Annotated in this window: 15 protein-coding genes; 9 read left to right on the top strand and 6 right to left on the bottom strand. The window is 72.9% G+C overall.

Features of this window, described 5'->3' with window-relative positions:
• The first annotated feature begins 16 nt into the window (after positions 1–16).
• The 8 genes from J8403_RS40305 to J8403_RS40270 all read left to right on the top strand — a co-directional run bounded on the left by J8403_RS40305 (position 17) and on the right by J8403_RS40270 (position 5922).
• Positions 17–307: a hypothetical protein gene (locus J8403_RS40305; RefSeq protein WP_037953889.1), complete on the top strand. Its 291-nt coding sequence runs from the start codon at positions 17–19 to the stop codon at positions 305–307.
• A gap of 47 nt (positions 308–354) precedes the next feature.
• A complete protein-coding gene (locus tag J8403_RS40300) occupies positions 355–711 on the top strand; it encodes a DUF5361 domain-containing protein (protein WP_246586442.1) in 357 nt (118 codons plus the stop codon).
• Positions 712–738: 27 nt separating this feature from the next.
• Complete coding sequence (locus J8403_RS40295) at positions 739–1416, top strand: hypothetical protein (RefSeq protein WP_211127499.1); 678 nt, start codon at positions 739–741, stop codon at positions 1414–1416.
• A gap of 20 nt (positions 1417–1436) precedes the next feature.
• Positions 1437–2594, top strand: coding sequence for a phage tail family protein (locus J8403_RS40290; protein ID WP_211127498.1), 1158 nt, complete (start codon positions 1437–1439; stop codon positions 2592–2594).
• Position 2595: 1 nt separating this feature from the next.
• Positions 2596–3504 (top strand): phage distal tail protein, encoded by a 909-nt coding sequence (locus J8403_RS40285; RefSeq protein ID WP_211127497.1) that lies wholly within the window; start codon positions 2596–2598, stop codon positions 3502–3504.
• 85 nt (positions 3505–3589) lie between these two features.
• Positions 3590–4630 (top strand): hypothetical protein, encoded by a 1041-nt coding sequence (locus J8403_RS40280; RefSeq protein WP_211127496.1) that lies wholly within the window; start codon positions 3590–3592, stop codon positions 4628–4630.
• A gap of 6 nt (positions 4631–4636) precedes the next feature.
• Entirely contained in the window at positions 4637–5725 is a 1089-nt protein-coding gene (locus J8403_RS40275) for a hypothetical protein (RefSeq protein WP_211127495.1), read from the top strand.
• Complete coding sequence (locus tag J8403_RS40270; protein WP_211127494.1) at positions 5725–5922, top strand: hypothetical protein; 198 nt, start codon at positions 5725–5727, stop codon at positions 5920–5922. The genes J8403_RS40275 and J8403_RS40270 overlap by 1 nt, the downstream gene beginning before the upstream one ends.
• Positions 5923–5943: 21 nt before the next feature.
• On the opposite strand, the gene J8403_RS40265 is transcribed toward J8403_RS40270, so the two are convergent.
• From J8403_RS40265 to J8403_RS40240, 6 genes are read right to left on the bottom strand one after another with little or no spacing between them, the layout of a single operon-like run.
• Complete coding sequence (locus J8403_RS40265; RefSeq protein WP_211127493.1) at positions 5944–7065, bottom strand: class I SAM-dependent methyltransferase; 1122 nt, start codon at positions 7063–7065, stop codon at positions 5944–5946.
• Entirely contained in the window at positions 7062–8366 is a 1305-nt protein-coding gene (locus J8403_RS40260) for a glycosyltransferase (protein ID WP_211127492.1), read from the bottom strand. Before J8403_RS40260 ends, J8403_RS40265 begins: the two co-directional genes overlap by 4 nt.
• Positions 8363–9199, bottom strand: a complete 837-nt coding sequence (locus J8403_RS40255; protein ID WP_425519870.1) for an alpha/beta fold hydrolase — start codon at positions 9197–9199, stop codon at positions 8363–8365. The genes J8403_RS40260 and J8403_RS40255 overlap by 4 nt, the downstream gene beginning before the upstream one ends.
• Positions 9200–9202: 3 nt before the next feature.
• The gene (locus J8403_RS40250; protein ID WP_425519869.1) at positions 9203–9568 is read right to left on the bottom strand and encodes an acyl carrier protein; all 366 of its coding nucleotides are present in this window, start codon (positions 9566–9568) and stop codon (positions 9203–9205) included.
• Positions 9565–14232 (bottom strand): type I polyketide synthase, encoded by a 4668-nt coding sequence (locus J8403_RS40245; protein WP_211127491.1) that lies wholly within the window; start codon positions 14230–14232, stop codon positions 9565–9567. The genes J8403_RS40250 and J8403_RS40245 overlap by 4 nt, the downstream gene beginning before the upstream one ends.
• Complete coding sequence (locus tag J8403_RS40240) at positions 14229–21821, bottom strand: type I polyketide synthase (RefSeq protein WP_211127490.1); 7593 nt, start codon at positions 21819–21821, stop codon at positions 14229–14231. Before J8403_RS40240 ends, J8403_RS40245 begins: the two co-directional genes overlap by 4 nt.
• 485 nt (positions 21822–22306) lie before the next feature.
• Here J8403_RS40240 and J8403_RS40235 point away from each other — a divergent pair, with 485 nt between their 5' ends.
• Complete coding sequence (locus J8403_RS40235; RefSeq protein WP_211127489.1) at positions 22307–24313, top strand: erythromycin esterase family protein; 2007 nt, start codon at positions 22307–22309, stop codon at positions 24311–24313.
• Positions 24314–24355: the final 42 nt, after the last annotated feature.

Here is a 24355-nt window from a genome sequence, read left to right as displayed (position 1 = left end):
CGAAGGAGCCGCCGCCATGCCTGCGTTCAACGTCAACGCCGCCCGCGCCCAGCGCCTGGAGGCGCTGGGCCTGACCTGGGACTTCGAGGTGGACGGGGAGACGTTCTCCCTGCCCACCGAGATCCCCCGCCGCTCGGCGCACGCACTGGCCGAGCTGAAGGACAACGACCTGGACGGGCTGCTCGCCCTCCTCATGGGCGAGGAGAGCTACCAGCGGCTGTGCCAACACGAGGTGAGCGTGCAGGACATCGCCGCCATCCTCGAGGCGTACGGCCAGGACACCGGGCTCGGCGTGGGGGAAGGCTGAGCCTCGGCGCGCTCGTTGAGGAGCACGCCGAGGCGCTGGAGGCCGATCTGCTGCGGTACTACGGCGTCGACCTGCTCGACTGGCACCACGAGACGCTGTCCTCGCGGCGCCTGGCGGTCCTGGTACGCCACCTTCCGCCGGACTCGGCGTTCGTACGGGCGCGGGAGGGCGAGGCCGCGGAGTGGGGGCTGACGGCCCATCTGCTGGCGGCGGTCGTGGACCACTTGGCGATCGCCAACTGGATGTTCGCGTCGGCCAACCGGGACGAATACGCGGACCCACCGGAGGCACCGCTACCGGTACCCCGCCCGGGGGCAACCGATATGTCCGACGGCCCGCCCGCCGACCGAGCCACCGACGGCCATGCGCCGACGGCGGCGGAGTTGGCGCGGTTCTTCGGATAAGGCGTTCTCGGGCTGAGAGGAGGGCAAGTGGCCGGACCCGACGAACCGCTGCACTGGCTGAATCAAGAGATCGACCGCAAGGTACACGCGGTCATTCAGGGAGCCGCACAGAAGATCGTCAAGGACGCTACACAGGCTGCGAAAGACTTCGTCCAAACAGCCGCCGCGAAGGGGGAGACCAGCCTCGTCAAAGCCGAGGGAGTGGGGGCCTCCTTTGGCTTCAAGCTGTTCAACGCCGAAAAGACCGTGTTCGACTTGCAGGAAATCCTCGACAAGAGACGCGGTCTGAACCCGGAGACCCTCAAGGCATCCATCACCGCCGTGGAGCAGCGGGTGGCGGCGACGCGTACCTCACTGGCCCGTACGATCCTCCGCGTCCGGACGGAGTTCACCGCCGCCAAGTCCGCCACCGAGACAGCCGTGACCGGTGCGAAGCAAGCCGCGGAACGTGCCGGTAGCAAGGCCGAGGCCGCCGCCGATGAGGCCCGCGCCGCGGCCCAGAAAGCCAGGCACGCCGAGGAGAAGGCGGAACACGCCGAATCGCAAGCCCAACGTTCCCGGGGGAGCCAGCGCAACGCCGCGGCGGCGGCAGGGAGACCAACCGGCCAGGAGAGAGCCGTGGATGTGCGCAACATCCGCGAGGCCGAACAGGCTATCCGGGCGTTGGAAGGACGAATCAGCCGACTCGCACAGGCTCTTGAATGACGGAGCCGGGAAGGTGACCGATGTCGCTGTTGCAAGCGCTCAACCGATCCGTCTCCGGCTTCCGCGGCCTGCGCAGCTCCGTGGGCCAGACCGATACCAGCGTCTCCAAGTTCGCCCGTACCGCGACGCAGGCGGGCTCAGCCGTCGGCCGTATCAAGGGCGACGTGGACAAGTCGGCCAACTCGATGCGCACCCTCCAGCGGGAAGCCAACGCCGCCGAACGCAGCGTGGCCAAGAGCGGCCGCTCCATGACCACCGCCGGCCGCAGCGCGGCGACCGGGGGTGGTCTGATGGGGCGGATGAGGACGGGGCTCCAGGGGGTGACCACGGCCCAGAAGGGCCTGAACACCGCCATGAAGTCAAACGTGTTCGGTGCCATCATGGCGCTGCTCATGCCGCTGATCATGAAGCTCGTCGACATGGCCATGCAGTCCAAGACCGTCCAGCGCATCGTCCAGGCCGCCTTCAGGATCATCGGCCAGGTCATCGGCTCCACCATGCGCGTGGCGAAACAAGTGGTGCAGACGACCTGGAACGGCATCAAGACGGCGTTCACGGTCGTGCTGAAGGTCATCTGGACCGTGGTGAAGACGTACTTCAACATCTACAAGGCCATCATCACCACGGTCATCCACGCCATCATGGCCGTGGTCCGGCCCCTGCTGTCCTTCTTCTCGGAGCGGATCCCGGGCGCCTTCCGCTCCGCCCGCAACGGCATCCAGCGCGCCTTCAACGGGCTGGCCGGCATCGTCCGGGGCGCCTTCAGCGCCGTACTCGGGGCCGTGCGCGGGCCGCTCAACGGGGTGATCGGGCTGGTCAACCGGGCGATCGGCGCGCTGAACCGGGTCAAGGTCTCGGTGCCCTCATGGGTGCCCGGGATCGGCGGCCAGTCGTTCGGGGTGAACATCCCCACCATTCCCACGCTCGCCCAGGGCGGCATCGTGCTGCCGCGCCCCGGCGGCACGCTCGCGCTGCTCGCCGAGGGCGGGCAGGCGGAGGCCGTGCTGCCGCTGAACCGGCTGAGCACCCTGCTCACCCGCACCGGGCCCACGGCCGCCCTCGCGGGATCCGGCGGGCCGGGTGGCGGATTCGTCATCGAGCACTACCACGAAGCCCCGGGCGGCAGCGCCCGGCAGACCGCCGAGGATCTGATGTTCCTGATGAAGGCGAGGGGGTGACATGGCGGACGAGACCACCGCCACCGAGCCGGGGCCGCTCATCACCACCGATGGACAGGTGCAGTGGGCCGGGCTGCTGATGGGCCCCGGCACCGACTACTGGATCGCCGCCGAAGGGCTCACCGGCTGGGAGGAGTTGCCCGCGCTGGACACCTCCGACGCGGACCGCCCCGTCGGGCACGGCGGCTGGCCCGGCTCACAGTGGGCGCAGGCCCGTACGGTCACCGCGCAGGTGTGGTTCGCCCCCGACCCGGACGCCGGGCCGGAGGGCGTGCGGAACGCGCTGCGCACGCTGCGTGCCGCCACCGCCGTACGCGACGAGGAGGAGTGGCTGGCCGTACGCCTGCACGGCGAGACGCTGGCCGTACGGGCCCGGGTCACCCAGCGCGTGGTCCCCACCGACCGGCAGTTCGCCGCGAGCCGCCTCGCCAAGATGACGCTCCAGTGGAAGGCGAGCGATCCACGCCGCTACGAGGCGGTGGGGCGGCGGGACACCGCCGGGCTCCCGCAGCCGGAGGCGGGGCTGACCTGGCCGCTCAGCTGGCCGCTGGCCTGGGGCGCGCCCGGTTCCACCGGCGATCTCGCGGTGGAGAACAACGGCAGCGCACCCGCCCATCCGGTGATCACCTTCACCGGCCCGTGCACCCGGCCGCGGCTGGCCAACCGGACCAGCGGCGACTGGCTGGAGTACGCGATCACCCTCGCTCCGGACGACGAAATGGTCGTCGACACCGCCGAGGGGACCGTGATGTTCAACGGCACCGCGTCGCGCCGCCACACCGCCACACCGGGCAGCGCCCCGGAGGAGTCGTTCACCCTGCCGTCCGGGACCTCGCAGCTGTCCTTCCGCGCGGCGTCGGGAGGGGAGGGAGCCACCGCCACCATCGCCTGGCGCCGCGCCGAGTGGTGAGGCGCCGCGCCGCCCCATCATCCGCTCCGATCCGCAAACCCCGTACGACCACAAGGAGTTCTCCGATGACCGTGGGAGCCGTCCTATGACCGTCCGTTCCGCCTGGCATCTGCCCACCGGCCAGACCCGTGAGGACACCCGGCTGGCCGTCAGCCTCGGCATGGCGTCCGCCGGACCGCTGCTGACCCGGGCCGGATGCGTGTTCGGCGGGCTCCAGCTCACCGGCACCGCCGCCACCGGTATGCAGGCCAAGCTCTCCCCGGGCCAGGTGTGGATCCCGGGAACCTCCACGGGATCACAGGGCGGCTATCCGGTCACCGTCGACTCCGACACCCTGCTGACCGTCGCCGACGGGCACTCCAGCCTGCCCCGGGTGGACGCGCTGGTGGTGCGGGTCTACGACACCGACTACGACGGCTCCGGCAAGTACGAGGCCACCCTGGAACTCCTCCAGGGCACCCCGGCCGGCTCCCCCACCGCCCCGGCCGTGCCCAAGAACGCGGAGCTTCTCTACGAGATCGCCGTCCCCGCCGGGGCGTCCGCGGCCAAGGGCATCACCTGGGCCTCCGCCATCACCGACCGCCGCCGCTACACCGCGGCGCTCGGCGGTATCGTCCCCGCCGCGGGCGGCGCGCCGCACAACGGGGCGTATGCCGGGCAGTACCGCGACGGGGGCGGGCGGCTGGAGCGCTGGGACGGCGCCCAGTGGGCGAAGTACATTCCGGACACCATCCTGCGGCACACCGCGGACTGGGGAGCCACCACCTCCGCCACCTACCAGGAGATGCTCACCGACACCGTCGCCACGCTCACCGCCACCTTCACCGCACCGTACTCGCGCTGGACGTCCCTCACCTTCGGCGCCTTCACGGCCGCCGACGGGAACGCCACCGCGTACATCTCCTTCCGGCTCAGGACGCAGAGCGGCACCGAGGTGCTCGCCCCGTCCGACGACCGCGCGGCGATCCTCGACGGTGCCGGGCGGGCCTCGATCTCCACCTGTTTCCCGGTGGGGGGCCTCACCCCGGGCGCCGTCTACACGGCGACCGCCGCCTACCGTTCCTCGATCGCGGGGACGCGTGTGCACTTCGACAACCGCTTCGTCCGCGTGGACCCGGTGGCGTGAGGCGCCGTGGACGCCCGCTACCGCGCCGTCTTCACCGATCTGCGCACCGACCAGGCCATCGATGTACTGCCCCTGCGGGAGGTGGAGTACGACGACTACCTCGGAAAGCCGGGATCCCTGACCGCGACCCTTCCGGTGCCCGACGCCCGGATGGCCCGGCGGGTGCGGGAGCTGGTGGAGGGGCGCACCGCCGTCTATCTGGAGCGGGGCGACGAGGTCTGCTGGGGTGGCATCGTCTGGACCCTGACCCCGGCCACGGACGACCGGGGCCTCACCACGGTCGGGCTTCAGGCGGCCACGTTCGACTCCTACGCGGGCCGTCGCTACATCCGCGCCAATCTGAGCTTCACCGCGCTCGACCATCTGGAGATCGTCCGTCGGCTGTGGGACTACATGCAGGGGTCCGAGGGCGGCCACATCGGTGTGGAGTACGCGCCGACGGCCCCCACCGCGGCCCGTACGGTGGCCTACAGCGACGGTGACGAGACCCTGGTGGAGGAGGCGATCGGGCAACTCGCGGCGATGGAACCGGGTTTCGAGCACCGGATCGCGGTGTACCGGGATCCGGTGACCGGGCGCCGGGTGAGGCAGCTCCAGCTGGGCTCTCCGACGATCCGGGTGGGCAGCCAGCCGGTGATGCTGGATCTGCCGGGCGATGTGCTGTCGTACTCCTTCCCCCGCGACGCCACGCGCGGCGGGACGACCGCGCGGGCCAGGGGCGGCACCCCGGAGGGCGGGGCGGGCGGCCCGGTGATGTCCGGGGAACAGGTGGCCGAGGATCTCCTCGCGGCCGGGTTCCCCCGCCTGGACACCTCGTCCGACCACAGCAATGTCACCGACAAGGCGACGCTCGACGCGTTCGCCCGGTCCGAACTCGCCGCCCTGCGCGGCACGGTGGTCATCCCCTCGGTGCGGATCCGCCTCGGCTCGGGCACCACGCCCGCGCTGCTCGGCACGACCGTGCGGCTGCGCATCAAGGACGTGTGGTTCTCCGAGGGGCTGGACGCCCGCTACCGCGTCGTCGGCATCAAGGTCACCGCCCCGGAGCGGGGACGTCCGGAGACCGCCGATCTGTATCTGGAGGAGGCAGACTGATGGCGAACCTGCCCGAGGACATCGTGGACCGGATCAGGGCCCTGGAACGTCAGGTGCACCGGCTCACCACCTACGTCAACAGCAAGCCGGGCGGAATGCCCGCGGCCCTGGCGGCGACCGAGCCGCCACCGCCGCGGGCCCAGGAAACCTCCGGGGAGGAGCCGCCACCGCCCGGCGGCGCGGCGACGGGCTCCTGACGTCCGGGGCCCGGGGCCACTTCAGCGGGGGGCGGAACGGGCGGAGGCTTCACACCGGGCCACCACCCGATAGGCGTTGGACATCTTGCCGAACCCCGCCAGTGGCTTGAGCAGCAGACGGTCGAGGGCGGTCGCGACCACGAGGGCGGGCACGCCCGCCAGCAGGATCGCGCAGCGCAGCAGCCAGCGGAGCCGGCCGGGCGGCTTGGCGAGGGAGGGGGCGTCATCGGGCGGGGCGATCGCGTTGAGCGCCAGCCAGACGGCGCCGAGCAGATCGACGGTGTCCGACGGCCCGCCGTGCTGTTCGCCGGTCACGGTGAAGCCCAGCGCGGTCAGCTCCTCGCGGAGGTTGGCCACCGGAACGAAGTGCAGATGCTGGGGCTGGAGCCAGGGGAGCCAGAACCGGCCGAAGAGGCGGCCGAACCAGCACTCCGGGTCGGGCACCTCGATCAGCAGATGGCCACCGGGCCGCAGGGCGCGGCGGGCGGCGCGGAGTTCGGCGCGGGGGTCCGTGCTGTGCTCCAGGTAGTGGAACATGCTCACCACGTCGTAGCTCCCGGCCAGCCGCTCCTCGGCCAGTTCGGGGAAGCTGCCGCGGATGGCCCGGTCGATGCGGCCCGTACGCTCGGCCAGTTCGACACCGGCGGTGAAGTCGAGTCCGTCGAAGCGGGTGCCGGGGAAGACGGTACGGGCCACCTCGGGGAAGTGGCCGTGTCCGGTGCCGACGTCGAGCCAGGTCTTGGGGGGCTCGGCGGAGGGCTCCTGGAACATCGCGCGCCGCCGGTACACCTTGTCCCGCCCGGAGAAGACGTTGCCGAGTTCGATCTCCCCCATCCCGTCGTAGAAGTCGCGGTAGTAGAACTCCAGGCCGTCGTCGTTCAGCCGTGGGTTCTGGAAGACATGGCGGCAGTCCCGGCACTTGTCGAGCCGGAAGCGGCCGGGTTTGCTCTGGTACCGGTCCTTCGTGCGCAGCCGCCGCACCAGCCGGGTGGAGCCGCACCACGGGCAGTCCGGGCGGCGGGGTTCGAAGAACCGCTCGGTGCCCCGCGCCAGATCGGCCTGGTAGCGGGGGCGCAGCGCGGCGACGGTCTCGGCGCGGGACGGCTTCTCCGGTATGCGGGGTGGGGCACTCTCGCGGCTCATCGTTCCCCTTCCGGGTGCGCGGTGGGGTGGGTGGCGGCGCCCGTGGTGGCATGGGCGGCGACCGCCGAGGCACGGGTGGCGGCGCCCGCGGTGGCCAGCCGCTCCAGATGGGTGGCGGCCGCGGTGGCACCGCCCGCCGCACGGAAGGACGCGCCCACGCGCTCGGCCGCGGCGCGGTAGCGCGGTTCGTCCAGCACGGCGTCGAGCGCCTCGCCGATGGCCGCCGCCCGCGCCCTGCCGAAGCGCACCCGGATGCCCGCGCCCGCGTCCACCACCTGGGCGGCCACCACCGGCTGGTCGTCCCGGATGGGCGCCACGACGAGCGGTACGCCGTGCCAGAGGGTTTCGCAGACGGTGTTGTGGCCCGCGTGGCAGACGACCGCGTTCACCCGTCGCAGCAGGGGAAGTTGGGGGACGTAGCGGCGCACCATGATGTCGTTGTCATGCGGCGCCTCGGGGGCGAGTACGTCGTCGGGGTCGACGATGACCGACTGGAGGCGACCGGCCCGCGCCCGTACGGCCTCCCGGCACTCGGTGAGGAAGCGCGCCCCGGCGTCGGTGTTCGCGGTGCCGAGCGTGACGAGGACGGCCGGGCGCGTGGGGTCCAGCCACTCCCAGGGGAAGTCCGTCCCGGCCGGTCGCTCGGCGATCGACGGGCCCACATAGTGCATGCGGTCGCCCGCCCGGGCCGGTCGTCCGGCCAGCTCCTCGGTGGTGAAGGCCAGGACGAGATCCGGCGAGAACCGGGGATCGGTGGTGCCGTCCGGGTCGCCGATCCGGCCCCGCACCTCGTGCAGCAGCCCGTCCAGCCAGGTGTCGATCTTGGGCATCCCGTCCAGCGCGCCGGTGAACTCCGCCGAGGTGGTGGCGGACGTGGCCCAGCGCACCCCCAACCGTTCGGCCACCAGTGCGCCCGCCACGGTCTGCTGGTCGGCGATCACCACATCGGGGCGGAACTCCGCGATGGCCTTGGCCACGTCCGGGGCCATGGCCTCGGCGAGCGGCACCAGGAACCGCTCCCACAGGAACTTCAGCGCGGCGGGACCGCGTACGTCCGGTGGCCGGCCCGCCCCGCCCTCGCCCAGCACAGGACCGGCGCAGCGGTGGACCGTCGTCCCCGGCCCGGTCAGCCGCTCGACGACCTCGGGCATCCCGGCCCAGGCCACCTGGTGTCCGCGTGCGGTCAGTTCGGCCGCGACGCCGAGGGTGGGGTTGACGTGGCCGACGAGCGGCGGCACGACGAAGAGAAAGCGGCGGGGTGCGCGGGGTGAGGCCTCCGGATCTCTGCTCGGTTCGCTCATCGGGCACCGGCCTCCTGGATCCAGGACAGCAGCAGTTCGCGTATGCGCGTGGGTGCCTCGGCGAGGACCGAGTGGCCCTGCCCCGGCAGCACGACGGTCCGGGTGCCGGGCAGCACCGACTCCAACCACCGCTCCTGCCCGGCGAGTTCGGAATCGGCGCCGTAGACGGCCAGTACCGGGCAGCGCACCGCGCGGAGCTGCTCCTCGCTCACCACCCGGCTCGACGGTACGTCCTCGGCGATGGTGGTCGTACGCACCAGGCGGGCGGCCGACTTGGCCAGTCGTGCGGTGTGGGCGCCCCGGTGGGCACTCACCCAGGCCAGCGACTCGGCCTCATGGACGACCAGTTCCTCCTCGACGCGCCGGAGGATCCCGCTGATCTCGGTCAGCCAGCTCTCGGTGGCGGGCTTCGCCTCGATCACCGCGATACCGGCCACCCGCTCCGGATGGCGCATGGCGTAGGCGAACGCCACCGTTCCGCCGAAGCAGTTGCCCACGAGGTGGACCGGACTGGTGATGTCCAGTTGGTCGAGCAGCCGCTCCAGATCGGTGACGAAGGTGTCCAGCCGGTAGCCGGAGCCGGGCCGCTCGCTGCGGCCGTGTCCCCGCTGGTCGTACATCACCACCTCGAGACCGGCGGCCGCGAGGTCCGGGGCCACCGTGAAGTACCAGCTGGCGAGGGAGTCGGTGAGCAGACCGTGGATGAGCACGGCGGTGGCGGTGGGCGGACGGCCGTCGGGCGGGGACAGCCGCTGGACATGCAGTCGGACGCCGTCCGTCCCGGTATGCGGGCCCTCGTGGTCGGTGGCGTGGTTGGTGTCGATCATCGCCATGGGTCAGCGCTCCCGGGCGGCTCTGAGGCACCGGACGACATACTCGACGAGCCGGCCCACGGTGAGGTCGATGATCTCGTCGAGCTCGAGATCGGCCACGAACTCCGCGAAGTTGACCTGTCTGCCGTACCGGGCCTCCAGGCTGCCGGCCAGTGTCACCAGGTCGATGCTCTCCAGCTCCAGATCCTCGGTGAAGCGGGTCTCCATGGTGATCTCGATATCGTCGAGGCCGTATTCGTCGAGCATCGTCCGGAGCATCCCGGATATCTCCGCGAGCACGGCCGGTGCGTCGGCTTCCGGCGCGCTGACCGGTGCCTCAACCGGTGCGTCCGCGGTGGCTGACGGGGCGGTCTGATTGACGGTGGTCACTGGTCGCTCTCCTCGTCCTGTTCCTGGTGGTCCGGGCCGGTCGTCCAGGCCACGGCGTAGTCCCGGTCCGGCAGTCCGGGCGGGTTGGCGACGGTGATGGTGTGGACTTCGTAGCGGCGCGGAGGCTGTCCGGGGGTGGTGGCCGCCACCTCGACGACGAGCCGGGCGGGTGGCGCGTCGGGGCGGCCCGTTCCCGGCCGTACCTCGGCGATGGTCAGGTCCCGTGGCCGGTCGCGGGGCCCCGTCCCCTCCGCCGTGGCGACCGCCTCCTTCGCGGCCCGGAAGGCGGTGGCCCAGCGGGCGGGTGATCCACCGGTCCGGGCCGTCACGGCCGCGAGGAGTTCCCGCTCCGGTCGGGCGAGGGCGACGGCCACGTCATCGTGGTCGGTGACCTCTTCGAGGGCGATACCGGGGCCCGTGGCGCCGTTCGCGTGGCGCGGCACCACGAGGGCGACCCCGGTCTCGGCCCGGTGTGCCAGCGAGAGCGCCAGTTCGGGCAGGGTCCGGCCGTGCACGCCGATGGCGTACGGGCGCCCCCGGGCGTCCTCGCGGATCCCGATCTCGGCGGGGAAGACCGGGCCTTCGCCATGGTCCCAGAGCCATCGGCGCACGGCGTCCTTGGCCGCGATCCTGCCCAGCAGCCACTGTCTGCGGCCGCGTGGCGGCTGGTGTGCATAGGCGGTGCGCTCGTCACTGCCCAGGTGGTTACGCATGATCAGGTCGCGGGAGGCCAGGTCGGGCCAGCGCTCATGGAGCAGCACCCAGCCGCCCGGCTGGGGCCGCGACAGCGTGTTGCGCTGCGGGAAGCGCTCCACCGGGCGGGTGTCGGGGTGGTTGTCGAATCGGCGGTCCTGCCAGCCGGACAGCTCCGCCCACACCTGGCCGCCGATCAGCAGCTGTGCGTCGGCCTCCAGGGTGGTATCGGTCAGCGAGGTGATCCTGATCAGGCACTCCACCGGAGTGCCGGGGGCCGGATGCGGGCCGAAGAAGCGCATCAGACGCATGCCGACCGGGAAGACCACGGTCCGTTCGGTGCGGGTCGCCATGATCCAGTAGCCGAGGAGCTGTCCGACGTTGTCCAGCAGCGCTCCGGGCGCGGGGGGTGTGGTGAGCGTGCCGCGTATGTGCGAAGCACCGATCGCGGTGAGTTCGGTGAGCCCTTGGAAGCCCGGGCCGTGGAACATCCAGCGCTCGGTGTAGATGAGTTGTGCGGTGTGGTCGGGGGTGCGCTCGGTGGCGGGGTCGCTGGGCCAGGGGGTGGGGCGGGGCGCGGGGTGGCGGGGAGCGACTTCCACGGTGGCGCGGGCGCTGCGGCCGAAGGTGACGGTGTAGTGGCCCGCCGAGGTGGGGGTCGCGGTGACGGGGACAGTGCTGGGGGGCGACGCGGTCACCCACTGGTCGAAGCGGGCGCCGTGGACGGCGACGGCCACGGGCCCTCCGGCCGTATGCTCCGCCACCGTGTGTTCAGCGGCTGTGTGCTTCGCCGCCGTGTGCTCCGCCGCGTCCATGAGGTGCTGGACGATCGTGGTGGCCGGGACCACGGGCCAGCGGTCCGACTCATCGGGCCAGCCAGGGCGTTGAGGGAAGAAACAATGGTCATGGAGGTAGGGCATGGTCTCGGTGGAGACCCGCAGATCGTGGGTGCGCGCGGTCGGTGGGCGACTTGCCGCGATGACCGCTGTCGCGGTGGTGGCGGTCTCGTCGAGCAGGGCGAGTAGTTCGGCGGTCCAAGGAGCGTGCGGGTGCGGGGGCGCGCCCTGGGGTGTACTCGCCGTTGCCGAGTGCGGGTGGGGTGGTGCCCACCCGCACCGCCCAGGGGGCACGTCCCGGCGGTAGCCGAGGGAGGAACGATTGCCCACCACATTGCGGAGTTCGCTCAGCCTCGGTTCGCTGAGCGAGACGAGCGAACCGTTCAGGTCCAGCCGTACCGGGGGAAGCGTGGGTTTCGCCCGCGAGGCTGCAGCCTCGCTTCGCAGTGCCGGATCCACCTCCACTCCCTCCGTCCACAGGGCCGTGGCCACGCGGCGGAGCTGGGAGACGCCGTCGCGGTGGGGGGAGTTGGCGGCCACCACCAGGTGGTCGCGGCCGTGCAGCGTATCGGTGATGAGCGACCCCAGTTGGCCCGTGCCCACCTGGACGAACGCGCGGAACCCCGCCTCGTACAGGGCCTCGGTCAACAGCCGGAAACGCACCGGCTCCAGCAAGTGGCGGATGAACAGCTCGCGCACCTCCGCCGCGGTCGCCGGATACGGTGCGGCGGTCGTTCCGGACCAGACGGGGATCCTGGGCGGCAGGAGCAACTCGAAGCGTTCCGACACGGCGCGGATGGGGTCGAGGTAGGGCGCCAGCATCGGGGTGTGGAAACCGGACTGGAAGGGCAGGAGCTGCGCGATCACGCCCTCCGCGCGCATGGCCCGGACGAACTCCTCGACATCGTCGCGCGGCCCGCACACCATCGACTGGCTGGGCGCGTTGTCGTGCGAGAGCACGATCCGGCCGTCCGTCCGCGCCGCCAACTCGGCGAGCACCCGTGGCGCACCGGCGCCGAGGACGGCGAAGGCCAGGCCGGGCACCCGCAGCGCATCGGGGTCGAACGAGTCGAGGAAGGCGTCGACCTCCTCGCCCGCGTAGAGGCCGCCCACGGCCAGCGCGGTCCACTCCCCCACGCTGTGCCCGGCCACCGCGTCCGGTACGACCCCCATCCGCCGCAGCGCCGCGTCCAGCAGCCGGCCCACGCCGAAGACACCGACGCCATGGCGACCGATATCGCCCACGCGGGCCGCTTCGCCGAAGCGGTCCCCGGCGGGACGGGAGAGCCCGAAGTGCTCGGCGACGCCGCCCACGCGGGGGACGAACTCGGCTTCGAGGCCGGGGAAGACGAAGACGAGCTTTCCCGTGGCCACCTTCCCCGTGGCCACCTTCCCCGCGGCCGTCTTCCCCGTGGCCGCCGAGCCAGCGCCGAGCAGCGGCGCGGGGGTGAACCAGATGTCGTTGCGGCCACGCCAGGGGCGGCCCCTGGCCACCATGCGCCGGGCGAGCGCGAGCCGTTTGGCGGTGGGGGCGACGATGCCCAGCCGGGTACGGGCGTCCCGCCCCGTCACCGTCGTCCGTACGGTCGCGTCGTCCGCCGCCAGCAGCTCGGCCAGCCGCTCCGGGGTGTCCGCGGCCAGCGCCAGCACCCGCTCCGGTTCGATGACGACGGTCGCAGCGCGCGACGCCACCGGCACCGGCACCGGCACCGGCGGCTGCTCCAGCACCACATGGGCGTTGATCCCGCCGAACCCGAAGGCGTTCACGGCGGCGCGCCGTACCGGCACCTCCCACGGCTCCGCCGCGCCGAGCACCGAGAAGCGGGTGGCCGCCAGTGCCGGATGGGGGTCGTCGCAGTGCAGGGTGGGCAACAGCCGGCCGTAGTGGACCGCGAGGGCGGCCTTCACCAGACCGGCGACCCCGGCGGCGGGCATGGTGTGGCCGATCATCGACTTCACCGAGCCGATGACGGCCATCTCACCCGGCGTGCCACCGGGGCCGAACACCTCTGCCAGCGTGGCGAGTTCGGCCGTGTCCCCGGCGGGCGTCGCGGTGCCGTGTGCCTCCAGCAGTCCGATGGCGCCCGGCTCGCGCGGATCGAGGCCCGCGGCCCGCCACGCCTGTCGTACGGCCCGGGTCTGACCTCCCGGGTCCGGGTTGACCAGACCGGTGGCGCGGCCGTCGGAGGCCACACCGGTGCCGCGGATCACCGCGTAGACGCGGTCGCCGTCGCGGAGTGCGTCGGCGAGCCGCTTGAGGACGACCACACCGGTGCCCTCGCCGATCAGCAGGCCATCGGCCGCGCGGTGGAAGGGCCGGATCCGCTGGCTCGGCGAGAGCGCGCGCAGCTGCGAGAACACGCTCCACAGGGTGATGTCGTGGCAGTGGTGCACCCCGCCCGCGAGCATCACATCGCACCGGCCCGAGGCCAGCTCCCCCACCGCCTGGTCGACGGCGACGAGCGAGGAGGCGCAGGCGGCGTCCACGGTGTACGCGGGGCCGCGCAGATCGAGCCGGTTGGCGATGCGCGAGGCGGCGAGGTTGGGCACCAGGCCGATGGCCGCCTCGGGCCGGTCCGGGCCGAGGCGCTCGGTGAACGCGGCCCGTACGAGGTCGAGTTGGCCGGGTTCGAGGTCGGGAAGCAGCTCGCCGAGGGTCCGTACGAGCTGATGGGCGGTGCGCACCCGCTGGTCGAGCCGGACCAGCCCGGGGGTGAGATAGCCGCCCCGGCCCAGCACCACGCCCACCCGCTGCCGGTCGGGGAGCCGGTCCTCACCACCCGCGTCGGAGATGGCCGCCGCCGCGACGCCCAGAGCGATCAGCTGGTCGGGTTCGGTGCCGGCCACCGAGTTCGGCATGATCCCGAACCGGGCCGCCTCGATCCGGGCGAACTCGTCCACGAACCCGCCCCGTCGGCAGTACACCCGATCGGGCGCCGCGGGCGTGTCGCCACCGCCGTCCGGGGCGTAGAACCCGGCGTCCCACCGCCCGGCCGGGACGTCGCTGATGGCGTCCACGCCGCCGACCAGATTGCGCCAGTAGGTGTCCAGGTCCGGTGAGCCGGGCAGCAGCACGGACATGCCGACGATGGCCACCGGCGGCTGCCGGTGCGCCTGCTCGTCCGTCACGCTCACCAGCCCGAGGCGGTGTAGACGACGGACCCCGCGGACTCCTCGCCCCAGGCCAGCTCGCGCAGCAGCGCCAGCGTGCCCTCCTCGGGGTCGATGAGCGAGATGCCGCGCCGGGCGTACTCGCGACCCAGCTCCGGTGTGACCATCCCGCCATGGGGGCCAGTCGGTGCCCAGGGGCCCCAGTGCACGGTCAGCGCCCGGCGGCCGGTGCGGTCCCGCCAGCGCGCGCCGAGGGTCTCCAGCGTGTCGTTGGCCGCCGCGTAGTCAACCTGGCCGCGGTTGCCGAGGGCGGCGGCGATGCTGCCGAACAACACGGCGAACGACGGGGGTTCGGGCAGCTCCGCCAGGGCGTCCAGCAGCGTCCTGGCCCCCTCCACCTTGGTGCCGTACACCCGCTGGAAGGACTCGGCGGACTTCTCCGCGATCAGCCGGTCCTCGATCACACCGGCCCCGTAGACGACACCGTCCAGCCGCCCGTGGTCGGCGTGGATCTGCTTCACCGCCTGGAGCACGGCTTCGGCGTCGCGGAAGTCCACCGAGCGGTAGCGGACCCGGCCGCCCAGGGCGGTCAGCTCCTCGATGGTCGCAGCGACCTCCCGGCGCGCCAGGATCCGGGCGGCCTCCTGCTGGATCTCGGCGGGCCCCAGCCCGCCCCGGGCCGCGAGCGCCGCGCGCAGGGCCGTCTCGTCGCGGGCCCCGGCGGTGGCCGGGTCCTCGGGGCCGACGGGCTCCGGCGTACGGCCGAGCAACTCGATCCGGCAGCGGGCGGCGGACGCGAAGGTGGCGGCGCACCGCGCGGTGATGCCCCGCGCCCCGCCGACCAGGACCACCACCGCGTCCCGGTCCAGGCCGAGCGCGGCCACCTCCGCCGCACCGTCCCCGGCGGGCCCGGCCCCCGAACCGGCGAGCGCGCCCAGCGGGGTCTCCACGAGGTCCAGCCGGTGGCGCCCCCCTTCCGCGGTGCGCAGCACGACGGGCGTACGGTCCGGGGCGAGCAGTTCGTCCAGCAGCCCGTGGGCCACGGTGTCGGCGAACGTGGGTTCGTCGGGGGATTCGGGCGCGCCGGGGCAGTCCGGTGCGTCGGGGAAGCCGGACTCGTCGGGGGAACCGGGCGCGTTGGCGGAATCGGCCACGTGTGCGGGCCCGGCCGCGTCTCCGAACCCGGCCGCGTCGGCCGACGCGGCCACCTTGGCGGGATCGGCCACGTCAGCGGGGCTGGCCACCTCGGCGGACTCGGTGACGTCGGCGGACCCAGCCACCTCGGCAGACCCGGCCACGTCAGCGGACCCGAGCACCCCGGCAGGCCCAACCACCTCGGCGGGCCCAGCCACCTGAGCGGATCCGACCACCTCTCCGGATCCGACCACCTCTGCGGGCCCAGCCGCGTCGGCAGACCCGGCCACCTCTGCGGACCCCGTGACGTCGGCGGACCCAGCCACCTCGGCGGACCCGGCCACGTCGGCAGGCCCAGCCACGTCGGCGGACCCGGCCAGGTCCGCGGGGAACTCGACCAGCCTGGTGACGATGTCCGGGTACTCCCTCGCCACCGTACGGAACACCCCGCGCAGCCCGGCCGTGCGCGTGGCGAGCGGGTCGGCGCGGCGGAGCGCCAGCAGCCAGTGCGGGGCGCGCCGCAGGGCCGCCTGGAGGGCCGTGAACGCATCCGGCAGCACCGGTGCGCCGGAGGTGGCCAGCGGGTCGAGCAGCAGCACACCGTCCACCCGGCCGTCCTCCTCGGTGAGCGGATGCCCGGCGGCGAGGCGGACGGTCTCGGCGCCGTGCTCGCCCAGTCGGGCGGCCACCGCATCGGCCACCCCGTCACCTTCCCCGCCGAGCAGGGCGAAGCGCCGGCCGGTCAGCTCGGGCGGCGCGGTGGCACCGTCCTCGGGTGCGCCGAGGGGCACGGGCACCAGCCGCAGCCGTTTGGGCGCCACACCGGACACGGCCAAGGGCTCGGACACGGGCTCGGACACGGGCTCGGGCTCGACCACGCCCACGGGTCCGGCCTCCACGCCCGCCGCAACCGGCTCCGGTGCGCGGGTCGCCGTCGCGGAGGCAACCGGGGCGGGCGGCGCGAGACGGGCGGTGAGCCAGTCGGTGACGGCGGCGGTGGTACGGGCCTTGGCCAGTTCCTCCAGCTCCTCATCACCCAGGGCGGCGGTGTCCGCGCCCGCGGCACCGAGTCGCCGTGCCAACTCGCCCGCGATCTCGGCGCGTTTGATGGAGTCGATGCTGAGATCGGCTTCGAGATCGAGGTCGGGTTCGATCATGTCGACCGGATAGCCGGTGCGTTCGCTGATGATCTCGGAGACCGCGCGCAGCACATCGGGCCCGGTGGCGGGTGCGGGCGGGGCGGATACGGGAGCTACGGCGGCGACCGGCACCGAGGCGCCAGACGTGGCGGCCACCGGAACAGCAGCCACCGGGCCGAACTCGGCGGGCAAGGGCGCGGCCGCGACGACCGGGGCGGGTGGCGAGGCGTGCCGTTCGCCCGGCGCGCCACCGAAGTAGGTGAGAAGCACATCGCGCTGGGCGGCGATCATCTCCCGGCTGGTCCTCAGGAACTCCGAGATCAGGGCGTCCCTGCCCCCGTCCTCGCCGCCTCCCGTCCGCTCGGTCTGGCTCACCGTCGCCTCCATGACACGTCGGGCCGGTGCCAGCGCACCGGGAAGGAGCTCACCGTCCGCGGTGCGGACCAGGTGTCCGTCGACCGTCCAGCCGGGCCGTTTCGGTGGCGGGGCGGAGCCCGCCGCCACCGCGTCCCGGCCGTGGAACAGCCAGGCCGTACGCACCGGAACACCGGCGACGGCCAGCCGGGCGAGGGTGTCGAGAAACCCCCGCGGACCGGCGGAGCCGGTACGCCGGCCCTCGCAGGCGAGGGCGAGGTGCGGACGGCCGTCGAGGATCTCCCCCACCAGCCGGGTGAGCACCGTCCCCGGACCGGCCTCCACGAAGATCCGCGCGCCCGCCTCGTACATGGCCTCGATCTGCGCCACGAAGCGGACGGGCGCGCCGATCTGGGCGGCGAGTTCGGCGCGGATGGCGGCCGGCTCCGCACCGTGCGGGGCGGCGGTGCGGTTCGCCCAGACGGGGAACTCGGCCGCCCGCACCGGATGGCGGGCCAGCGCCTCGGCGAATCGCGCACCGGCCCCGGCCACCAGCGGGCTGTGGAAGGCGCAGGCCACCGGGATCCGTTTGGCCGAGTGCCCGGCCGCCCGCAGCAGCCGCACCGCCTCCTGGACGTCCCGCTCGGGCCCGGAGATCACGGTCTGCCGTGGCGCGTTGTGATTGGCGGTCACCACGCGCTCGGCGAGCCCGGCCGCCCCCAGCACCGGCTCGACCTCGCCGGGGGCCGCGGTCACGGCCGCCATGGTGCCGGGCTCCTCCCCGGCGGCCTCGGCGGCGCCGAGGATGGCGGCCGCCCGCTCGGCGCTCAGCCCCGGCAGCGTACGGGGGTCGAGGGCACCCGCGGCGCACAGGGCGACCAGTTCGCCGTAGCTGTGTCCGGCCGCCATGTCGGGCCGGACCCCGGCGGAGGTGAGCAGGGTGTACGCGGCGAGCCCGACCATGCCCAGTGCGGGCTGGGCCACCCGGGTGTCGGTGATGGCGGTGCGCTGTGCCGCCTGCCCGGCCTCGTCGAAGGCGGCCGGGGGATACAGCGCGTCGGCGTAGGCGCGTCCGTGACGCAACTGGCGCTGGAGTCCGGGGAAGGTGACGAAGGCGTCGGCGAACATCCCGGGCCGCTGGCTGCCCTGCCCGGGGAAGAGAAAGGCCACCTTGCCGCGCTTCGGCTCGGCCCCCGCCTCTCCAGTCCTCGCCTCTTCGGCCCCCGCCTCTCCGGTCCCCGCCTCTTCGGCCGCCTCCGGGGCGATGTGCAGCCCATCCGCTCCGCGTGGCCCCGGGCCCGGCGGATCGCCCGCGAGCACCTGGCGTAATCGTGCGGCCAGATCGTCCAGGTCCGCGGCCACCACGGCCACCCGGACCGGTTCGTGGCCGGCGTCGGCGCGCCGGGAGGCGGTCAGCGCGAGGTCGCGCAGCCGCCATGGCCGTCCGGCCGTGTCATTGGCCACGAGCTGGTCGAGTGTCTCGCGGACCACCCGCAGCGCCGCCGCCCGGTCGGCCCCGCGGAAGAGGAACAGCTCGGCGGGCCAGGCGTCCAGGCCCTGTGCGGGTGGCGCTCCGCGGCCGTGTGCCGCCAGCACCACATGGAAGTTGGTCCCGCCGAAGCCGAACGCGCTGACCCCCGCCACCCGTTCGGCGGACGCGGCGGCCCATGGCCGGGCCCGGGTGTGGAAGGCGAAGGGGCTGCGGTCCGCGTCCCATGCCGTGTTCGGCCGGGTCAGATGCAGGGTCGGCGGTGTGATGCCGGTGTACAGCGCCATCGCGGCCTTCACCAGTCCGGCGAGCCCCGCGGCGCATTTGGTGTGCCCGATCTGGGACTTCACCGAGCCCAGCGCACACGCCCCCGGTGCGGCCCCGGCGTCGGTGAACACCTCGCCCAGGACGGTGAGTTCGGTGCGGTCGCCGACGACCGTGCCGGTGCCGTGCGCCTCGATCAGGCCGACGTCGGCGGGCGAGAGGCGGGCGTTGGCGTACGCACGCTCCAGGGCGGCCCGCTGTCCCTCGGGGCGCGGGGCGGTCAGCCCGAGCGAGCGGCCGTCGCTGGAGGAGCCGACGCCCTTGATGACACCGTAGACGCGGTCGCCGTCCCGTTCGGCGTCGGCCAGCCGCTTGAGGACGACACAGGCGACGCCCTCGCCGAGCGCGATTCCGTCGGCAGAGCTGTCGAAGGTGCGCGAGCGGCCCGTCGGGGAGAGGGCGTGCACCGAGGAGAAGAGCACATAGTCGTTGATGCCGTTGTGCAGATCGGCGCCGCCGCACAGTACGAGGTCGCTGGTGCCGGCGGTCAGCTCCTTGCAGGCCACGTCCACGGCGGCCAGCGATGACGCGCATGCCGCGTCCACGGTGTAGTTGGCGCCGCCGAGGTCGAGCCGGTTGGCGATCCGCCCGGAGATGACGTTGGCGAGCATGCCGGGGAAGGAGTCCTCGGTGAGCCGGGGCAACTGATCCGCCAGGCCCTCCGGCACCTCGCGGACATAACGCGGCAGGACGGCACGCAGCGTCTGGGCGTTGGACAGATCGCTTCCCGCCTCGGCGCCGAACACCACGGAGGTGTGGGCGCGGTCGAAGGTCCGGCCACCGTCACCGGGGTCGCCGTAGCCGGCGTCGTCCAGGGCCCGGCGGGCGGCCTCCAGGGCCAGCAGCTGAACGGGTTCGATGCTGCCGAGCGAGGCCGGGGGGATGCCGTAGCGCAGCGGGTCGAAGGGGATGGGTGGCAGGAAGCCGCCCCATTTGGAGGCGGAGGCGCCGTCCTTGTCGCCCGTGTAGTGGACGGCCGGGTCCCAGCGCTCGGCGGGCACTTCGGTGACGGCGTCCACACCGCCCACGACATTGGCCCAGAACGCGGCGAGGTCGGGAGCCTGCGGAAACATGCACGCCATGCCGACCACGGCCACGTCCAGCGGCGCGGGCGCCTCGGCCGCCGCCGGGGCCGAGGCCACGCCCAGCCCCTCGCACACGACCTCGGCGCGTGCGGTGAGGAAGTCGGCGGCGCCGGTGCCCACCGCATGGTGCAGGGCGGCGATGGTGGTGGTGGCCGAGCGCAGCACGGCGACCTGTCCGGCCATGAACATCCCGCCGCTGAGCTGGTGTTCCTCGTCCACCGAAGTCAACGCGCCATCGGGCCCGCGGTCCATGCCCTTGCTGGCGATCCTCAGCCGTCCCACATTCAGCCGCTCCAGCCGCTCCCAGACCTCCCGGTCCGGCAGGCCCTGGTTCCGCAGCCGCTCCTTGACGGTGTCGAAGCTCTCGGTGAAGGGGCTGGGCACGCAGCGTGTGGCATGGCCGGGGGCGGTCTCCAGGAGCACGGTGTGCTCGGCGGCCACCACCTGGCGCTGGAAGAGCGGCTGTACGGCGCCGTGTGCCACCGCCTCCTCGGTGAAGAGATAGGCGGTGCCCATCAGCGAGCCGACGGCGACGCCGCGCCGGGTGAGCGGGGCGGCGAGCGCGGCCACCATCGCGGCGGAGCGTTCGTCGTGCACTCCCCCGGCGAAGAAGATCTCTATACCCGCGCCGTCGGTGTCATCGGCCCCGGCGGTGCCTTGGGTGCCTTGGGCATTCGCCGTATGACGCGCGTCGTGCGCGGTGTCGTCGAGGAAGTCCTCGACGACGGCGATCTGGGCCTCCCATAGCGGGAAGCTGTTGCGCGGCCCCACGTGGCCGCCGCATTCGGAGCCCTCGAAGACGAACCGCCGGGCCCCGGCCTGGAGGAACTGGCGCAGCAGTCCCGGCGAGGGCACATGCAGATAGGTGGCGATGCCGTCCCGCTCCAGCGCCTTCGCCTGGGACGGCCGTCCGCCCGCGACGATGGCGTGGCTGGGGCGGATCTCCCGTACGGCCTCGAGCTGGGCGTTCCTGATCTCCTCGGGCGCGAAGCCGAGGACACCGACACCCCAGGGGCGTCCGTCCAGCGCGGTCGCGGCCTCCTCCAGCATGGCGCGCGCCTGCTCGCGTCCGGCCAGGGCGAGGGCGATGAACGGCAGCGCTCCCCCGGCGGCCACGACGGAGGCGAACGCGCCCTGGTCGCTGACCCTGGTCATCGGGCCCTGTGCGAGAGGCAGCCGGGTGCCGAGGCGGGTGCTCAGCGGGGCGCCGGGGCGCAGCGCCGAGACGGCGGAGCCGTTCCGTACGGCCTCGTGCGCGGCCTCCCGGACGGCGTCGGTGATGCCCCGGACGGTACGGCCCGCATCTCGCCACCGCTCGGCGAACTGGGCTGCCAGGAAACCGTCCTGACCCACCGTCAGGTTTGGCTCGATATGCTGCGTGCCGCGCCCCCGGCGGCGCAGGACGCGGTGCCCGTCGACGACGGTGGTCTCGGAGCCGTCCATGGAGCGGATGGCGGCGGCCCGGTCCTCCGGGAGCCCCGATTCGGCGAGGAGGGCCAGCTGGGTGTCGAGGACGACCCCGGCCGCGCCGCCGAGTACGGACGCCGCGGCGGTGCGCGGGCCGATGCCGCCGCAGGCCCACACCGGCAAGGACACCCGGGGGTCGGCGAGAAGCCGCTGCAGCAGGACGAAGGTGCTGAGCGCCCCGATCCGCCCGCCGCTCTCACTGCCCCGGGCGATCAGCCCGTGCGCTCCGGCCCGGATGGCCGCGAGCGCCTCGTCCGGGTCGGTGACCTCGGCCAGCACTCGGCAGCGGTCGGAGACGGCCTCCACCGGCCAGGGCGCATCCACCCCGAGCACCACCGTGTGGGGACCGGGCGCGCCACCCGGTGGGCCGCCGGTGGCCGTGCCGTCCGGCAGGTCCACGGGGGTGAGGCGACAGCCCGCCGCGACCCGCACGCCGTACCGCCCGTCGGCCGCCCACTCGCCGATGTCCTCCCACGCCTGGAGGGCCTCGCGGCCCGTTGTTCCCAGGTCGAGAACACCGAGACCGCCCGCGCGGCTGACCGCTGCGGCGAGTCTGGCGTCCGGTTCCCCTAAGGGAGTGATGCCGATGACAAGATCGCCGGCGTCCACGGCGGATGACATGTTTTCTCCGAAAATCGCTAGCGCAGCAGGAAAGGGAGATAATTCGGGCAACGCATGTCGAACGTATGGCACGGGAATCTCGCGAAACGGCGCGGGGCTGAAATTAGCCACTTCATTACTGAAGAGTCAACAAGCAGTCGCAAGCCCGCGCCGCGACGGGCTGATTCTCGCCAGACGCGACGACATCGGTGGCGTTGCCACCTCCTCCCCCTCTGTTAAATGTTCATATATCCCTGGTGAAAGAGATCGCTTCCGAAGGTATGCCGGGGCGCATGAGTGAACCTTGATTGCGCCTTAACCTGCGCGGACACGGGATCCTGATTTCGCTGTCGCGCATTTCGGCTACCGGCAGGAGAGACGTGGCGGCCCGCCGGCCACGCCTCCCGTGATGGGCTCCCCAAGGTGCACCCTGGAAGAAGGAGGCCGGACCACATCGTTCGACCTGTTCGCAGCGTACGCACCTGGTCGAAGGAGGAGGACTGGGGATGTCCGAGCGTCTGTTCCGCGATCGGCGGGACGCCGGCCGGGTCCTGGCCGGCCGTCTGGAACACTACCGAGGCCGCCCCGATGTGCTGGTGCTCGCGTTGCCCCGGGGCGGCGTTCCGGTGGCGTACGAGGTGGCCACCGCACTGGACGCGGAACTCGATGTCCTGCTCGTGCGCAAGCTGGGTGTCCCGGGCCGGGACGAAGTGGCGATGGGGGCGATCGCCACTGGCGGGGTGGTCGTGCTCAACGAGGACATCATCCGCGGACTGGACATCTCACCGGAAGCGATCCGGCAGGTGGCGGAGCGGGAAGGCCGGGAACTGCTGCGTCGGCAGCGGATGTACCGCGGCGACCGCCCCATGCCGGATATCGAGGGCAGGACGGTCATCCTCGTCGACGACGGCCTCGCCACGGGCGCGAGCGTCCGCGCCGCCATCCAGGCGCTGCGGCGCATGCGGCCCGGCAGGATCGTGGTGGCGGTGCCCGCCGCGCCCGAGTCCACCTGCCAGGAGCTGTCGACGATGGTCGACGAGGTGATCTGCGCGACCACCCCCACCCCGTTCTACGCGGTCGGCGCCTCCTACTGGGACTTCACCCAGACCACCGACGAGGAGGTCCGCGACCTGCTGCGCGCGGCCTCGCGGCTCCCGCCGGTCCCGCCCGCCGCGGAGGCCGCTACGGACGCGGTCCTCATCCGGGGCGAGGCCCTCGCCGTCGAGGACGGCGTACCTCAGGGCGACGCGCTGCTGAACCTGGTGGGGGACGCGCACTTCGTGCTCATCGGCGAGGCGTCGCACGGCACCCACGAGTTCTACGCCGCGCGGGCGCGGATGACCCGGCGGCTCATCGAGGAGAAGGGCTTCTGCGCCGTGGCCGCGGAGGCGGACTGGCCCGATGCCTACCGTGTGAACCGCTACGTCCGCGGGCGCGGTGACGACGCCACAGCCGAGGAGTCCCTGCGGGGCTTCGAGCGTTTCCCGACCTGGATGTGGCGCAACACGGCCGTGCTCGAGTTCGTCGGGTGGCTGCGTGACCACAACGACCCGCTCAGCGACCGGTCGAAGGCCGGGTTCTACGGGCTGGACGTCTACAGCATGTACCGGTCGATCGATGAGGTGATCGGCTATCTGGAGCGGGTCGACCCGGCCGCGGCGGCGCGCGCCCGCGAACGCTATGCGTGTCTGGAGCGGCACGACGGGGACGACGGTCAGGTCTACGGTTTCCAGGCGGCGTTCGGCGCGGGCCCGACCTGCGAGGACGAGATCGTGGAGCAGCTGCGGGACATGCAGCGCCATGCCCTGGAGTACGCGCGGCGGGACGGGCTGCTGGCCGAGGACGACCTGTTCTACGCCCAGCGGAACGCGACCGTCGTACGGAACGCCGCCGAGTACTACCGCTCGATGTTCGGCGGACGGGTTTCCTCGTGGAATCTGCGGGACCGGCACATGGTGGACACCCTCGACGCGCTCGCCGAGCACCTGGGCAAGCAACGTGGGGAACCGGCGAAGATCGTGGTCTGGGAGCACAACTCCCATCTGGGCGACGCCCGCGCCACCGAGTCCGCCATGCGCGGCGAGCTCAACGTCGGCCAGCTGGTGCGCGAAGGCCACGCCGACGACTGCCGGCTGTTCGGCTTCACCACCTACACGGGCACCGTGACGGCGGCTGACGACTGGGGATCGCCCGCGGCACGGAAGCGGGTGCGCCCCGCCCTCGAGGAGAGCATCGAAGAGCTCTTCCACGAGGCCGGGGAGAAGGAGTTCCTGCTCGACTTCGGCCATGCTCCACTCGCCCGGGAGCGGCTGACGTCGGCGCTGCTGGAGCGCGCGATCGGAGTGATCTACCGCCCGGACACCGAGCGGCAGAGCCACTACTTCCTCGCACGGGTGGCGGACCAGTTCGACGCGGTCATCCACATCGATGAGACACGCGCCCTCGAACCGCTGGAGCGCACCGCCGGCTGGGAGCGGGGCGAGGCTCCCGAAACCTACCCGTTCGCCGTATGACGTCCGCCGTGTGACGTTCGCCGTGTGACGTCCGCGGTCCGA

Origin of the sequence: Streptomyces yatensis, from assembly GCF_018069625.1 — a bacterium.
Taxonomy (GTDB): domain Bacteria; phylum Actinomycetota; class Actinomycetes; order Streptomycetales; family Streptomycetaceae; genus Streptomyces; species Streptomyces yatensis.
Note: the sequence above shows the minus strand (reverse complement) of the source record. Positions and strands in the feature narration are given on the sequence as shown.

What these genes read in the sequence shown, in the direction of transcription:
- J8403_RS40280 (WP_211127496.1), top strand. Translation starts at nt 3,590, where the DNA reads ATGACCGTCCGTTCCGCCTGGCATCTGCCCACCGGCCAGACCCGTGAG.
- J8403_RS40240 (WP_211127490.1), bottom strand. Translation starts at nt 21,821, where the DNA reads ATGTCATCCGCCGTGGACGCCGGCGATCTTGTCATCGGCATCACTCCC.
- J8403_RS40255 (WP_425519870.1), bottom strand. Translation starts at nt 9,199, where the DNA reads ATGGCGATGATCGACACCAACCACGCCACCGACCACGAGGGCCCGCAT.
- J8403_RS40270 (WP_211127494.1), top strand. Translation starts at nt 5,725, where the DNA reads ATGGCGAACCTGCCCGAGGACATCGTGGACCGGATCAGGGCCCTGGAA.
- J8403_RS40265 (WP_211127493.1), bottom strand. Translation starts at nt 7,065, where the DNA reads ATGAGCCGCGAGAGTGCCCCACCCCGCATACCGGAGAAGCCGTCCCGC.
- J8403_RS40285 (WP_211127497.1), top strand. Translation starts at nt 2,596, where the DNA reads ATGGCGGACGAGACCACCGCCACCGAGCCGGGGCCGCTCATCACCACC.
- J8403_RS40235 (WP_211127489.1), top strand. Translation starts at nt 22,307, where the DNA reads ATGTCCGAGCGTCTGTTCCGCGATCGGCGGGACGCCGGCCGGGTCCTG.
- J8403_RS40290 (WP_211127498.1), top strand. Translation starts at nt 1,437, where the DNA reads ATGTCGCTGTTGCAAGCGCTCAACCGATCCGTCTCCGGCTTCCGCGGC.
- J8403_RS40305 (WP_037953889.1), top strand. Translation starts at nt 17, where the DNA reads ATGCCTGCGTTCAACGTCAACGCCGCCCGCGCCCAGCGCCTGGAGGCG.
- J8403_RS40260 (WP_211127492.1), bottom strand. Translation starts at nt 8,366, where the DNA reads ATGAGCGAACCGAGCAGAGATCCGGAGGCCTCACCCCGCGCACCCCGC.